The organism is Steroidobacteraceae bacterium (assembly GCA_041395505.1).
GTDB lineage: Bacteria > Pseudomonadota > Gammaproteobacteria > Steroidobacterales > Steroidobacteraceae > JAWLAG01.
On sequence record JAWLAG010000001.1, the window covers coordinates 785054 to 798179 of the forward strand.

Below are 13126 nucleotides of genomic sequence, written 5' to 3' on the forward strand. Positions count from 1 at the left end.
CTGGCGATGGTCTTCAGCTAGAATGGCAGGCCTCGCCGGCGCTCAATCAAGACACATCGTGCGCGGCCCCCGCGAATAACAGGAATGGCTGCATGAATCTCTTTGCGACGTATGGGAAGACCCTGGGCTTTGTGCTGGCCGTGGCCGTGCTACTGCCGATGGCCGGCTGCCTGAGCAGCGCGCCGACCGGCGCTCCGGAGATTACCCAACAGCCAGAAGATCTTGCCGGCTTTGAAACCCAGACCGTGGTCTTTCGAGTCGGAGCAAAGGGTGGCGTGCCCCTGACCTTCCAATGGCAGCGCGATGGCGTCGATATTTCAGGTGCTACGCTTTCCACCTATACGACCGGCGTACTCACCGCGGCGGACACCGGAGCGCGTTTTCGCGTTGTGGTCACCAATCCCAAGGGGACCGCGACCAGCGACGAAGCGACGTTGACGGTCAATCCTCCACCGACCATCACCGCGGAGCCTGCTGCGCAGGCGGTGGATGCCGGAGCGACAGCGACATTCAGTGTGACGGCCAGTGGTGAGAGCATCACCTACCAATGGTTGCGCGATGGTGTTGGCATCAGTGGCGCAACCTCGGCCACGTACACGACGGATGCGACGGTGGCCGCCGATGATGCAGTCGAGTTCAGGGTGGTCGTTTCCAACCCGGCAGGCAATGTCATCAGCAACGCGGCTGTTCTTACCGTGCGTGGTCCAGCTGCGGTGACTGGTGAGCCCGCATCGCAGACTGTCGCGACTGGCGAACCGGCCATTTTCGCCGTCGTCGCGACAGGTGGCGAACTGACCTACCAGTGGCAACGCAACGGCGCCGATATCGCCGGCGCCACCGCGCCGACCTATCTGCTGGGCGCAGCCGCAGCCAGTGATGATGGTGCGCAGTTTCGTGCCATCGTCACCAATGTCCGCGGTGTTGCGACCAGTGCCGCGGCGACGCTCAACGTAGTATCGCGACCAATCGATCCGCTGCCGGCGCGGTCAGTCGAAGTCGTTGCCAGCAAAACGGCGACCAACGCTTCTGCATTCGCCGTGGCACTCATCGCAGATGGCAGCCTGAAGGCCTGGGGGGCCAATCAGGATGGCCAGTTCGGGGACGGCAGTGCGTCGTTGACACCCACCGAAACACCGGTCACGGTCGCGATGCCGGCCGGCTCGGTGGTAACGGCCGTCAGCGCTGGTAATGCACATGTGCTTGCCTTGTTGGACGATGGACGGGTTTTCAGCTGGGGACGCAACACCTCTGGGCAACTTGGCAATGGCACGGCCGTCACGACGCCGACACCAGGCGAAGTGACGTTGCCTGCCGCTGCCGTCGCTATCGCTGCCGGCGGTGATTTTTCGCTCGCAGTCCTCGCGGACGGACGGATTTACAGTTGGGGCACGAATGGTATCGGCCAGTTGGGCGTGGCCGATCGAACGATCGTGGGTTCCGTTACGCCGGTGCAGGTCAGCGGCGTCGCGAACGCGCTGGCGGTTGCCGCGGGCAGTCTGCATGCTGTCGCGTTACTTGCCGACGGCAGCGTCGTCACCTGGGGCGCAAATACCTCTGGTCAGCTCGGTACGGGTAATTTGCGCCAGGCGCGCACACCCGTTGCGACCGGGCTGACAGGCATCGTCGCGGTGCGTGCCAATGCCACGAGCAGCATGGCCATCAGTTCGCGCCGCACGTTGTATGCCTGGGGTGAGAATTCCGATGGCCAGCTCGGCCGCGACGGCAGTCCGGCCAATGACGTTGCCGCTCCCGCCGGTATCCTACCCGATGTGGTCGATGCTGCGGCCACGGACAAGATCATGCTCGCCGTGCGCAGCGACGGCACGGTAGCGGGCGCGGGCAGCAATGAAGCCGGCTCTCTCGGTGACGGCACCACGACCGCGCGCGCGACCTTCGCCACAGCACTTGTCATGACCGACGCCCGGACCATCAGCGCCGGTGGCAGTTCATTCGCGCTCGCCGTTCAGGGTGACGGTTCGGTTTATGCCTGGGGCGATAACACCGGCGAGCAACTTGCCAACGGCAGCCTGACGGCGGCGGGCACATCGACACCGACATTGGTGCCGGGACTCGACCTGATTCCCTAAGTGGCGACGGCGGAGACTCTCGCTTCGCGACTCTCCGGCGCGCAACTTGCGCTATTGACCGACGCCGATCCGCTCTGCGCCAGTTCGCTCGCCCGCGCTCTGCCGTCGAGCGACTTCATATGCGAATCGTTGCAGCGCGATGGGGACTTGCTGGCGGACCTGCTGCGCGGACCGTTACTGGCCCGCGAGCGCAGCCAGCCGGCCCTCGCCGAAACGCGCATGAGCGTCGCTGAGGCACTCGCCTGTACGGACGATGAATTCATGGATTGGCTGCGGCGGTGGCGGCGCCGTGAAATGGTGCGCATCGCCTGGCGCGACCTCGGCGCACTCGCCGATCTCGACGAGACCCTCACGGATACGAGCGGGTTCGCCGATGCGGCGATCGAAATCGCTTACCGGAAGGCTTATCAATACTGTTGTCAGCGCCACGGTACGCCGCGCATTGCCGGCTCCGAAGCACAGCCGCTCATTGTGCTCGCCATGGGCAAGCTTGGCGGGGGCGAACTCAATTTTTCCTCGGACATCGATCTGGTGTTCCTGTTCCCCGAATATGGCGAGACCGATCATCCGACGAGACCAGTAAGTCACGACGAATTCTTCATTCGTCTCGGCCAGCTGCTGATACGTTACCTGTCGCAACCGACGACCGAGGGCATCGTATTTAGGGTCGATATGCGCCTGCGCCCCTTTGGCGACAGCGGTCCGCTCGCCTGCGGTTTCTCGGCATTCGAAGACTATCTGGTAAGTCACGGCCGCGACTGGGAACGCTATGCCTACGTGAAGGCGCGCGCCATCACGGGACAGGACTACTTCGCCGACCTGTACGGCAATACATTGCGGCCTTTCGTCTACCGACGCTACCTCGACTACGGAGTCTTCGAGAGCCTGCGCGACATGAAACTGCAGATTCAGCGCCAGGTCGAACGGCGCGATCTGGCGCAACACGTGAAGCTCGGGCCCGGCGGGATTCGCGAAATCGAATTCATTGTCCAGGCGATGCAGCTGATCCGCGGCGGTCAGGACCCCGAGTTGCAACGGCCATCGTTGCTGCAGACCCTGCCATTGCTCGCTGGCAGCCGGCTACTGCCACAGGATGTCGTGCAAGAGCTGCAGGGGGCCTACGTCTTCCTGCGAAAGCTCGAGAACCGGCTGCAGATGTGGCGCGACGAACAGACGCACACGCTGCCGGAGAGCGATGAGGGACAGGAGCGTATCGCCCGCGCGATGGGCCATGCAAGTGCCGCGGAGCTACACGCGCAGCTCGAACACTGGCGTGGGATCGTCGGCGGGCATTTCAATGCCCTGCTCTTCGGGCCGGAGCGACAGCGCTCGCCGGATTTGCCGCGCGCGGACCTGGGCCCACTTTGGGACGCGAACGCCGCCGCCGCGACCGTGCAAGCGGCGCTGGAGCCGAGTCGCCTGGCCGGGTCGGCCGAAGCCGCACAGCTGCTGCTCGATTTTCGGAGCGGCAACCTGGTCAGGCGCCTTGACCAGACAGGATTTCGCCGGCTGCAGCGGCTGATCAGCAATTGCCTCCACGATTTGCCGGATGAGCATGCGGTTACCGTGTTGCGTCGACTATTGCGCATCATCGAAGCGATCGGCGTGCGCTCGTCCTATTTCGCATTGCTCAACGAGAACGAAGGTGCAAGGTCGCGGCTGATCAGCATTTGCCAGAGCGGCGATTTTCTCACCGGGCAGATTGCCGCTCACCCGCTGTTGCTCGATGAACTGATCGATGCGCGATTATTCGAAAGCGTCCCGCAGCGTGCCGAGCTCGTTGCCGACCTCGAACGCCGCCTGCAACGCGCCGATCGCGAGGACCCGGAACGGGAAATCGAAGCGTTATGCGAGTTCAAACGCGCCGCGGTATTTCGCATTGGCGCGGCCGATGTGCAGAATCGCATGCCGCTCATGCGGGTGAGCGATCGCTTGACCGATGTCGCGGAGCTCCTGGTCGAAGCCGCCATGGGTCTCGCGTGGCAGCAGATTACCGCGCAGCTCGGCGTGCCTCGCTGCACCGATGCAGGCCATGCGCGCGGAGTGGCCGTCGCCGCCCTCGGCTACGGCAAGCTCGGCGGCATGGAACTGTCCTACGCATCGGATCTCGATCTCGTGTTCGTGCATGACTCGCGGGGCGAGCAGCAGGAGACGCAGGGTCGCCGCAGTGTCGACAACCAGGTCTTCTTCGTGCGCCTTGCACAGCGCATCGTCCATATCCTTACCGTGCATACGCGCGCGGGCCGCCTTTATGAGGTCGACATGCGACTGCGGCCATCCGGCAAGGGCGGCATGCTGGTCACCAGTATCGATGCTTTTCGTGAATACCAACGCAGCGAAGCCTGGACCTGGGAGCATCAGGCACTTCTGCATGCACGGGCAGTGGCCGGGGCGCCGCATTTGCGCGCGGCACTCGAGACGCTGCGCCTCGATGTGCTTCAGCACGATGTGCGGCGCGACACACTGCGCGCGGAAGTCCGCAACATGCGCGAGCGCATGCGCAGCGAACTCTCGCGTGGCAGTGCGGCGCAGTTCGACCTCAAGCAGGATCGTGGCGGTATCGCCGATATCGAATTCCTTGCGCAGTACTTCGCACTGCGCTGGGCGGCGGAGCAGCCCCCGGTAATCATGTACTCGGACACGATACGTCAGCTGGAGTCGGTCGCCTCAGGCAATCTCGTAGCCCAGGAAACCGTTGACGTGCTGGTGGCCTGCTACCGGAGGTTCCGCACGGTTGTGCATCATCGGGCGCTCGATGATCTGCCTGCCTTGGTACCGGCCGAGGAATTCACGGCGGAGCGCAACGCCGTTGCGGCCGTCTGGACGGCTACCATGGACGATCCTCTATAATGGTTGCGGTCAATCCCTCGTTCAGGACACACGCCACCATGGGCGCCGAGCCACAGCCGCAGCTACCCGCCAATTCGCAGACCCGGTACGAAGTGCGTCGCGCCGACCTGCCTTTGTCCTGTCCGATGCCGCAGATGTATCTGTGGAATTCGCACCCGCGGGTCTATCTGCCGATCGAGGAGACCGGTGCCGCCGTTTGCCCCTATTGCGGGGCGGAGTACGTCCTCACCGATTGATGCCGGAGTCCTCGGCGCCGAGTAGCGCGCGGTCGTGGCTCGCATCGAAGCCGGCAGCCGAAGCATTCTCCGGACGCAGCAGCGATACCAGAATCGCGACCACGAATGCCACCGGCATCGACACGAGCGCCGGATTCTTCAGTGGAAACGGTGCGCTGGCATGCCCCAATATGTCGATCTGCACCGTAGGTGAGAGCAGGATCAGTGCGCAGGCGAGCACAGTGCCGCTCGCGATCGCTACCACGGCGCCCGCCGTCGTCAGGCCACGCCAGAAGATCGCCAATACCAGGGCCGGAAAATTGCCGGAGGCGGCCACGGCGAAAGCAAGCCCGACCATGAATGCGACATTCTGTCCCTTGAACCACAGACCGAGCGCAACCGCCGCGATACCAAGTACGATGGTTGCGATCCTCGCAATCCGCAATTGCTCCATGACGTCGGCCTTGCCATGTCGTATCACATGGGTCCACAGGTCGTGGGAGAGTGCCGCCGCGCCAGACAGCGTAAGCCCCGCGACCACGGCAAGTATGGTCGCGAATGCGACGGCCGCGATGAAGCCGAGCAGGGCGGTGCCGCCTAGCGCCTGTGCCAACAGCGGCGCCGCCATGTTTCCACCCGCGTCGATCGCGACGATCGCGTCCTTGCCGACGAGCACCATCGCGCCGAAACCGAGCACGAAGGTCAACAAATAGAAGAATCCAATCAAGCCTGTCGCCCAGAAAACCGACTGCCGGGCCGCGCGCGCATCGGGCACGGTGTAGAAGCGCATCAGGATATGCGGCAGTCCTGCCGTGCCGAACATCAGCGCAAGACCCAGGGACACGGCTTCCCAGGGCGATGAGATCAGCTTGCCGGGCGCCAGCACTTCGCCGCCGTATCGTGTCGCGGCTGCATCGAACAGTGCCAGTGGATCGAAGCCGAATTGCCCGAGCACGAGCAGCGCGAGCAATGCCGCCCCGGCGAGCAGCAACGCGGCTTTTACGATCTGTACCCAGGTCGTGGCAATCATGCCGCCGAACAGGACATAGGCGAGCATCACGGCACCTACGATCACGATGGCCGATTCATAGGACAGGCCGAACATGAGCTTGATCAAGTTGCCGGCACCGACCATTTGCGCGATCAGGTACAGGGCTACGACCGCGAGCGAACTGATCGCAGCGGCGATACGCACAGGACGCTGTTGCAGGCGCACGGTCAGCACGTCGGCAAACGTGTAGCGACCGAGATTTCGCAATGGCTCTGCGATCAGAAACAGGACGATGGGCCAGCCGACCAGCCACCCGGTCGAGTAGATGAGTCCGTCGAAGCCCGAAGTGGCAACGAGGCCGGCGATACCGAGAAAGCTCGCGGCGCTCATGTAATCGCCGGCGAGCGCAAAGCCATTTTGTCGGCCGCTGATGCGCCGGCCGGCGGCGAAGAAATCCTCCGTCGTGCGGGTTCGTGAAGCCGCCCACCAGGTAATGACAAGTGTGAGCAGCACGAAGCCCAGGAAGAACGAAACGGCGGTAACATTCGGCGCGCCGAGCGCCAGCGAACTGTTGCTCATGAGCGCGATTTCGCGCGCAGGCGGTTAGTTGCGGCGTCATGGTGATTGTTGGCCCAGCGCACATATACCCAGGTCGTGAGCCAGGAAATCACGATGACGAGCGCACCACTGACGATGCCGAGGCTGAGACCGGGCGCGAGGAGCGCCGCGAGCGTATCGCGCCGGAAGGCGATCATCAGGATAAAACCGAAATAGCAGACGAAGACGATCGCACTCAAAGACAGCGCAATGCGCCAGCGCCGTAGCGCCAGCTCCCGCGCCGATTCCGCAGTTGTGGTATTCACCGTCTGACCCCCGTCAGTAGGCCTGGTAGGATTTTTCCTCGACGATCACAGAGCCGAGTGCGGTATTGATGCGTCGCTTGATGGCCGCGCGCTCGTCGTTGGTGACATATACGGCGCGCGCCAGCTCGACGAACGCCGGACCAAAGTCGCGACGGGCTTCGAGCTCGCGCAATCGGTCCTCGATGTCCCAAAGTCGTTCGTTGACACGCTGAAGTGCCGCGGCCTCTTTCGCGAGCGAGTCGCCCGAATTGCCGGCGCCATGCCAGGTGCGCTCGAGGAGCTGCAGCTCATGGCGCACGTTCGCGAGCTTGTCGGTATCGGTGATGCGCATGGCCTTGATACGCAAAATCGTGATCTTGTCGAGCAATTCGCCGGGTGAAACCGGCACCAGCAGCTCCTTCATTGCCTCGATCCTAGCAGTTTGTCGAGCTGGGTGGTGACATCAGCGACCGTGATCAGATCCATTACGCCAGGCTCCTCGATCTTGCAATGCCAGGGTAAAGCATCGGCGTGCTTGCCCCGGAAACGCCGCGCGGCTTCGCCGTAACGGTCGATACACCATTGCCGCGACCGGTAGGGACCACTGCGCGCGGGGTTGGTTGCTGCATAAAGGCCTATGACCGGTGTCGCCGTGATGGTCGCCATGTGGACGGGCCCGGAATCGGGAGAGAGCAGCACCGTAGCGCGCTCGAGGAGCGCAAGCAGCTGCGGCAGGTCATCGGCGCCGATTCGGTTCTGTACTGGTGTCGTGGCGGCGGCGGCAATGCGCTCTGCCATCGCCCGCTCCGCCGACGACGACCCACCCACCAGCATCACGGTCATGCCGTGTTGCCGATGAGCATGATCGGCGACGGCAGCGTAGCCGGCTGCATGCCAATTGCGCAGCTCATGGCTCGAGCAGGGATTGATGAGCAGGACCCGCACACCGTCAGCGATCAGTGCGCTCGCGCGCTCGCGCGTCGCCTGGCTGGGCACAAGTGGCCAGACGGGCGGGGCAGGTGGCGCGAGCCCGAGCGCGATCGCGAACTCCATGAACGAGTCCTGCACGTGCTGGCGTTCGCGTGCGGCGATGGATGCGTTGGTGAACAGCCATTGCAGCTCACGCGCCCGCGCGCGGTTGAAACCGAGGCGAACCCGGGCGCGGACCAGGGAAGAGACAATGCTCGCGCGCAATGCCAGTTGCAGGTGCAATAGCAGGTCGAAGCGACGGCTGGCCAGGACGCGTCGCAGTCGGCGCAGTTCAGCAAGTCCGCCGCGTTTATCGACGATGATAAACTCCACCTCCGGTAGCAGGCTCATCAGCCTCGCCTCCGTACGGCCGATGATCCAGGTGATCTGTGCGTTGGGCCAGGCCTGCCGCAGGCAATGGAGCAGGGGCAGGACGTGGCAGCTATCGCCGATTGCCGATAGTCGCAGCAGGCAAATGCTTGCGGGGATTGTCGCGGCGATGAATTCTGGAGTCTCGGACATCTGGCTATTGGAGTGTATCGATGCGCCGCGCTTGGACAACCGGCCCGGAAGTGAGGCGAGTCGTCATAAACGGCGGCGCCATGCTATACGACGTATCCCGTGCCAGCAATTTGACGCCGCTGTGGTTCGATCCGGGATTCTGGCATGCGCGCAATGAAGTGAGCGGTGAGGCGCGCGGGCGCGGCAAGACCTTGTTCATCGAGGCCGCGAACCGGCACTTCGTGCTGCGCCACTATCGACGCGGCGGGCTCATGGCGCGCGTGAGCGAAGACCAATACCTCTGGTCGGGCGAGTACAACACGCGTCCTTTCGATGAGTGGCATCTGACCTATCACCTGCGCCGCGCCGGTCTGCCGGTCGCTGCTCCGGTTGCAGCGCGCTATCAGCGCCAGGGCAGGCATTACACCGGAGATCTCCTGACCGAACGCCTGCTCGACACCAAGTCCCTCGCGCAGTCGCTCCATGAAGGCAGCCTTGCGCTCGATCGCTGGGTGGCCATAGGTCGTTGCATAGGCCAGTTCCACGACTTCGGCGTGGAGCACGCGGATCTGAATGCGCACAACATTCTGCTGCGCGAGTCGGGCAACCAGGTTTTCCTGATCGATTTCGACCGTGGCCGTCTGCGCCGGCGCGGCCTGTGGTGCGACGTCACCATCGTGCGTTTGCGGCGCTCGCTCGAGAAGATCGCCATGCAATTGCCGCGCGCGCGCTTTACCGAGGCGGATTGGCATGCATTGCTGTCAGGTTACCGTGAGCGCGCCATCGCCATAGCGCCAGCCGCGACCGGCTGAGCCCCGCGGTGCGCATCCTCTACATTGTCCTTGCCTACCTCGCGGCGCCGCTGGTGCTCGCTGTCATGCTGTGGCGCGGTCTGCGCGACCGCAGCTATTGGCAGGGCTTGCCGCAGCGCTTCGGCTTTGGCCCGCAGATTGCCGAGGCATCGACGATCTGGCTGCACGCGGTATCGGTCGGCGAGGTGCAAGCAGCTGCGCCACTGGTGCGACGGCTGATTGCGGACTATCCGCGTGCGCCGGTGTTGCTGACCACGGTGACTCCCACCGGTGCCGCACGCGCTCGGGCGCTCTTTGGCGAGAGCATCGAGCTTCGCTTCGTGCCCTACGACCTGCCGGGTGCCGTGCGGCGGTTCTTCGACCGCGCGCGGCCGCGCGCGGCGATCATTCTCGAGACCGAGTTGTGGCCGAACCTCTATCACGAATGTGGACGCCGGCGCGTGCCCTTGCTGCTCGCGAGCGCGCGCATCTCGCCGCGGTCCGTCGGCCGCTACCGGATGCTGGCGCGGTTGTTCCGCGAGACGCTCTCGCATGGCATCGTGATTGCCGCCCAAAGCGAGGCCGACGCCGAGCGTTTCCGCCAGATCGGCGCCAACCCGGAGCGCACGCACGTCGTTGGCAACATCAAGTTCGACGTTGAGGTACCGCAGGCCGCGGCGGCGGCGGGCAGACAATGGCGCGCCGATTGCGCCGCGACCCGGCCGGTTTGGATCGCCGGCAGTACCCACGATGTGGAAGAGCAAAAGGTGTTGCAGGCGCATCGTGCCGTTCGAGCGGCGTTGCCCGGCGCACTTTTGCTACTGGCGCCGCGTCATCCGAATCGCTTCGAGGAGGTTGCGCGCTGGCTCGGGAGCGAACAAGTGCGTTTCGCACGCCGCAGCAGGCAGGAGCAGCCCGACGATCACTGTGAAGTCTTTTTGCTGGACAGTTTGGGCGAGCTCGCCGGCTTCTACGCAGCGGCCGACGTTGCCTTCGTCGGCGGCAGCCTGATCCCGATCGGCGGACACAATCTGCTCGAACCGGCTGCGCTCGGCAAGCCCATCCTGACCGGTCCGCACAATTTCAACTCGGCGGATATCGCGCAACTGATGTTCGATGCGGCTGCCGCAGTCGTGGTCACGGACGAGACTGAACTCGCGCAGCGGCTTGGGGAATTGCTGGGAGATGCCGCAGCGCGCGATGCTCGCGGCGCCGCCGCGCAGGCGGTGGTGAATGCCAATCGGGGTACGGTCGACCGGCTGATGCAGGTGATCCGGCCGGTGATCGACAGCGGTCTCGTCGAGGCGCCGGAAGACGCGCGCGGCGATCGCTAGGGTGATGGCGCTTCCGGCGCGGTCTCGCTCAACCAGCTGTTGATCTCTGCGAGTGTCTCTTCGTTCAAGGTGCCGGCGGCCAGCCGCAGATTGATGACGTTGTTGATGTAGTCGTAGCGGCTGCGCAGATAGTTGGTCTCCGCCTGCACCAGTGTCCGGCGCGAATCGAGTACGTCGACCGCCGTTCGGGTGCCCACCTCGTAGCCCGCTTCGGTCGCCTTGAGGGCAGTGCGGCTGGATTCCAGGGCCTGGCGCAGCGCCTGCACGCGACTGATCTCGCTGATGACACCAAGATAGGCATCGCGTGCCTGGCGCTCGGTTGCACGCGACGTGCGCTCGAGACGCTCCTTGGCAGCGATCCAGCGGTATTGGGATGCACGCACCTGGGACTGGGCTGCGCCGCCGGAGAATATAGGCACCGACAATTGCAGGCTGACCGACTTGTCGTTCGAGTCGCTCGTGGATATGCCACTGTTGCCGCTCGCGAAATTGACAGTGGATTCCTGGTTGGTGTTGCTGCGGCTCGCGACCAGATCGATCGACGGCAGGTGGCCGCCGAAGGCGGCGCGCACATCGTCGCGTGCAATGTCCGCGGCCAGGCGGCTCGAAATCAGCCCCAGATTCTGCTCCATGGAGACCTCGACCCAGCGGTTTTCATCGGCCGGATCGGGCGAGGCAAGCGGCATGTCGGTACGCGGGGCGGCCAGGAGATCGTATTCGCTGCCGGTTACTTCGCGCAGGGCTTCCTCGGTGCTCGACAGCTGTCGCTTGGCAGCGATCACCTGGGCTGCCGCGTTGTCGCGCGCGGCCTTGGCTTCCTGGACATCGGTGATTGCGATGAGACCGACTTCGAAGCGCTTCTCCGCCTGCTCGAGCTGGCGCGCGAAGGCATCGCGCGCTGCCTCCTGGGCCTGCAGGTTGTCCTTGGCGGCGAGCACGTCGAAATAACGCGAGGCGACGCGGGAAATCAGGTCCTGCTCGGCCGCGGCATAATCGGCTTCGGCCTGGGCAACCTGCTTGTTGGCGCGCTTCAGCGCAACCCAGTTCTCCCAGGCGAAGACCGATTGGCGAAGGTCGATGCTCCAGCGATCGGTCTCGGGCTTCGAGTCGCTTGAGCCGACGAAGTTGAACACCACGAAATTACCCGAGCCCGCCGGCTGCTCGATTTCCTGCGGTCGCTGACCGGTCGATGAGCTGTCGGCCTTGGTGCGGCTCGCGGAGCCGGCGATCTGCGGCAGAAGCCCCGCCAGCGCCTGCGGCCGCGCCTCCCGATTGGCCAGGCGTGTGGCGTCCGCCTCGCGGATCAGCGGGTCGTTTGCCTTGGCCTGCTGGAATACGGCGAGCAGGTCCGCTGCGTGGACCGGGGTTGTGAGAGGTAACACCAGGGCGATGGCAGGCAGCAGGAATCTCATGATTCGGTCTCTTGATATACTGTTATACAACACTATAACTGTTGTTCGATGTCGATTCAATAGGTTGGCAGGGACGGATCGACCTGTGCCCGCCAGGCGAGCATGCCGCCCGCCAGATTGACGACTCGTTGAAATCCCTGCGCCGCAAGCCACTGCGCGACGCTGTAACTGCGCGCGCCGGACCGGCAAATCACTACGACCTCGCGAGCCGGGTCGAGTTCCGGCACGCGCTTGCCGATGTCGTTCATCGGAATATTGATGATATCCGCGAGGCGCATGATGTCGAGTTCCCATGGCTCGCGCACATCGAGGAGGACGGGCAAGGTTGTCCCCGAGAGTCGTTCTTTGAGTTCAAGCGGTGAAATTTCGGTAACGGTCATCTCAGAACTCGAAGGCTGCAGGTTCGGGCGCGTTGCGCAGGGTATCGACCGAGGTTTCGAACAGGTCTTCGCTGGCGAAATCCTGGTCGTTGCCGCGACGGACGAGCTGCGCGGTCATGAGCGGCGCGCGACCCGTGATGACGAACATGCGTCCGCCCGGCGCGAGATGCTCGCGAAAATGGCGGTCCGGCAGCGGTAGCGAACCGGTCACGGCGATGACGTCATAGGGTCCGCCGAGTTCGCTCGCGAAGGCATCGCCGGTGACGAAATCGACATTGCGGTAATCGAATGGAGCGAGATTCGCGCGCGCCGTTGTTGCGAGGTCGCTGTGGATTTCGATGCTGCGCAGCATTTGGCACGATCTGGCAAGGAGCGCGGTGACATAGCCCGTCCCCGTGCCGATCTCGAGCACTTGTTCATCGCCACGCAGCTGCAGGACCTGCAGCATGCGCCCAACCAGCTTGGGCGCGAGCATGTGTTCACCGTGGCCGATCGGGATCGCCGTGTCGGCAAAGGCAACACTCGCGAATTCCCCGGGCACGAAACGCTCGCGCGGTACCCGCCGCATGGCTGTCAGGACCGCGTCGTCGAGTACCTCCCAGGCGCGCACCTGCTGCGAAATCATCTGTTCACGGGCCGCTTCGACCAGCATGAGATAATGCTCCTACAATTGGACTTATTCTGACCCAGGATGCGGCAGGCAAAGGTACGGGTTTTCGGCCTGTCTGCCAAGCGGCGCCGCCCTTAGGATCAT

At 64.0% G+C, this 13126-nt stretch carries 12 protein-coding genes; 5 read left to right on the forward strand and 7 right to left on the reverse strand.

Annotated features, from left to right (window positions below; all coding sequences use genetic code 11):
* Positions 1-92 precede the first annotated feature (92 nt).
* The 3 genes from R3E77_03600 to R3E77_03610 are packed head-to-tail and all read left to right on the forward strand — an operon-like array spanning position 93 to position 5173.
* Positions 93-2087, forward strand: coding sequence for a hypothetical protein (locus R3E77_03600; protein MEZ5498500.1), 1995 nt, complete (start codon positions 93-95; stop codon positions 2085-2087).
* On the forward strand, positions 2088-4937 hold the full coding sequence (gene glnE, locus R3E77_03605; protein MEZ5498501.1) for a bifunctional [glutamate--ammonia ligase]-adenylyl-L-tyrosine phosphorylase/[glutamate--ammonia-ligase] adenylyltransferase: 2850 nt from the start codon (positions 2088-2090) through the stop codon (positions 4935-4937).
* Positions 4937-5173 carry a zinc-finger domain-containing protein gene (locus R3E77_03610; GenBank protein MEZ5498502.1) on the forward strand — a complete coding sequence of 79 codons (237 nt, stop codon included), beginning with the start codon at positions 4937-4939 and terminating at the stop codon, positions 5171-5173. Before glnE ends, R3E77_03610 begins: the two co-directional genes overlap by 1 nt.
* Here the strand turns inward: R3E77_03610 and R3E77_03615 are convergent.
* The 4 genes from R3E77_03615 to R3E77_03630 are packed head-to-tail and all read right to left on the reverse strand — an operon-like array spanning position 5163 to position 8476.
* The gene (locus R3E77_03615) at positions 5163-6722 is read right to left on the reverse strand and encodes a sodium/solute symporter (protein ID MEZ5498503.1); all 1560 of its coding nucleotides are present in this window, start codon (positions 6720-6722) and stop codon (positions 5163-5165) included. The genes R3E77_03610 and R3E77_03615 overlap by 11 nt on opposite strands.
* Positions 6719-7006, reverse strand: a complete 288-nt coding sequence (locus R3E77_03620) for a DUF485 domain-containing protein (GenBank protein MEZ5498504.1) — start codon at positions 7004-7006, stop codon at positions 6719-6721. Before R3E77_03620 ends, R3E77_03615 begins: the two co-directional genes overlap by 4 nt.
* 13 nt (positions 7007-7019) lie before the next feature.
* Positions 7020-7409 carry a DUF6165 family protein gene (locus R3E77_03625; GenBank protein MEZ5498505.1) on the reverse strand — a complete coding sequence of 130 codons (390 nt, stop codon included), beginning with the start codon at positions 7407-7409 and terminating at the stop codon, positions 7020-7022.
* Positions 7406-8476 (reverse strand): glycosyltransferase family 9 protein, encoded by a 1071-nt coding sequence (locus R3E77_03630; GenBank protein ID MEZ5498506.1) that lies wholly within the window; start codon positions 8474-8476, stop codon positions 7406-7408. The genes R3E77_03625 and R3E77_03630 overlap by 4 nt, the downstream gene beginning before the upstream one ends.
* A gap of 80 nt (positions 8477-8556) precedes the next feature.
* Between R3E77_03630 and R3E77_03635 the strand changes: the two genes are divergently transcribed.
* Positions 8557-9267, forward strand: coding sequence for a 3-deoxy-D-manno-octulosonic acid kinase (locus R3E77_03635; protein MEZ5498507.1), 711 nt, complete (start codon positions 8557-8559; stop codon positions 9265-9267).
* 8 nt (positions 9268-9275) lie between these two features.
* Complete coding sequence (gene waaA, locus R3E77_03640) at positions 9276-10580, forward strand: lipid IV(A) 3-deoxy-D-manno-octulosonic acid transferase (GenBank protein ID MEZ5498508.1); 1305 nt, start codon at positions 9276-9278, stop codon at positions 10578-10580.
* Here the strand turns inward: waaA and R3E77_03645 are convergent.
* The 3 genes from R3E77_03645 to R3E77_03655 are packed head-to-tail and all read right to left on the reverse strand — an operon-like array spanning position 10577 to position 13024.
* The gene (locus R3E77_03645) at positions 10577-11992 is read right to left on the reverse strand and encodes a TolC family outer membrane protein (GenBank protein ID MEZ5498509.1); all 1416 of its coding nucleotides are present in this window, start codon (positions 11990-11992) and stop codon (positions 10577-10579) included. The two genes, waaA and R3E77_03645, sit on opposite strands and share 4 nt — an antisense overlap.
* A gap of 56 nt (positions 11993-12048) precedes the next feature.
* Positions 12049-12372, reverse strand: a complete 324-nt coding sequence (locus tag R3E77_03650) for a rhodanese-like domain-containing protein (protein MEZ5498510.1) — start codon at positions 12370-12372, stop codon at positions 12049-12051.
* A gap of 1 nt (position 12373) precedes the next feature.
* Positions 12374-13024, reverse strand: a complete 651-nt coding sequence (locus R3E77_03655; GenBank protein MEZ5498511.1) for a protein-L-isoaspartate O-methyltransferase — start codon at positions 13022-13024, stop codon at positions 12374-12376.
* Between the last annotated feature and the right edge of the window lie 102 nt (positions 13025-13126).

Bases quoted from the DNA above. Each gene is read 5' to 3' on its own strand.
- R3E77_03600 (MEZ5498500.1), top strand. From the start codon at position 93: ATGAATCTCTTTGCGACGTATGGGAAGACCCTGGGCTTTGTGCTGGCC.
- R3E77_03610 (MEZ5498502.1), top strand. From the start codon at position 4,937: ATGGTTGCGGTCAATCCCTCGTTCAGGACACACGCCACCATGGGCGCC.
- R3E77_03615 (MEZ5498503.1), bottom strand. From the start codon at position 6,722: ATGAGCAACAGTTCGCTGGCGCTCGGCGCGCCGAATGTTACCGCCGTT.
- R3E77_03625 (MEZ5498505.1), bottom strand. From the start codon at position 7,409: ATGAAGGAGCTGCTGGTGCCGGTTTCACCCGGCGAATTGCTCGACAAG.
- R3E77_03630 (MEZ5498506.1), bottom strand. From the start codon at position 8,476: ATGTCCGAGACTCCAGAATTCATCGCCGCGACAATCCCCGCAAGCATT.
- R3E77_03635 (MEZ5498507.1), top strand. From the start codon at position 8,557: ATGCTATACGACGTATCCCGTGCCAGCAATTTGACGCCGCTGTGGTTC.
- R3E77_03645 (MEZ5498509.1), bottom strand. From the start codon at position 11,992: ATGAGATTCCTGCTGCCTGCCATCGCCCTGGTGTTACCTCTCACAACC.
- R3E77_03650 (MEZ5498510.1), bottom strand. From the start codon at position 12,372: ATGACCGTTACCGAAATTTCACCGCTTGAACTCAAAGAACGACTCTCG.
- R3E77_03655 (MEZ5498511.1), bottom strand. From the start codon at position 13,024: ATGCTGGTCGAAGCGGCCCGTGAACAGATGATTTCGCAGCAGGTGCGC.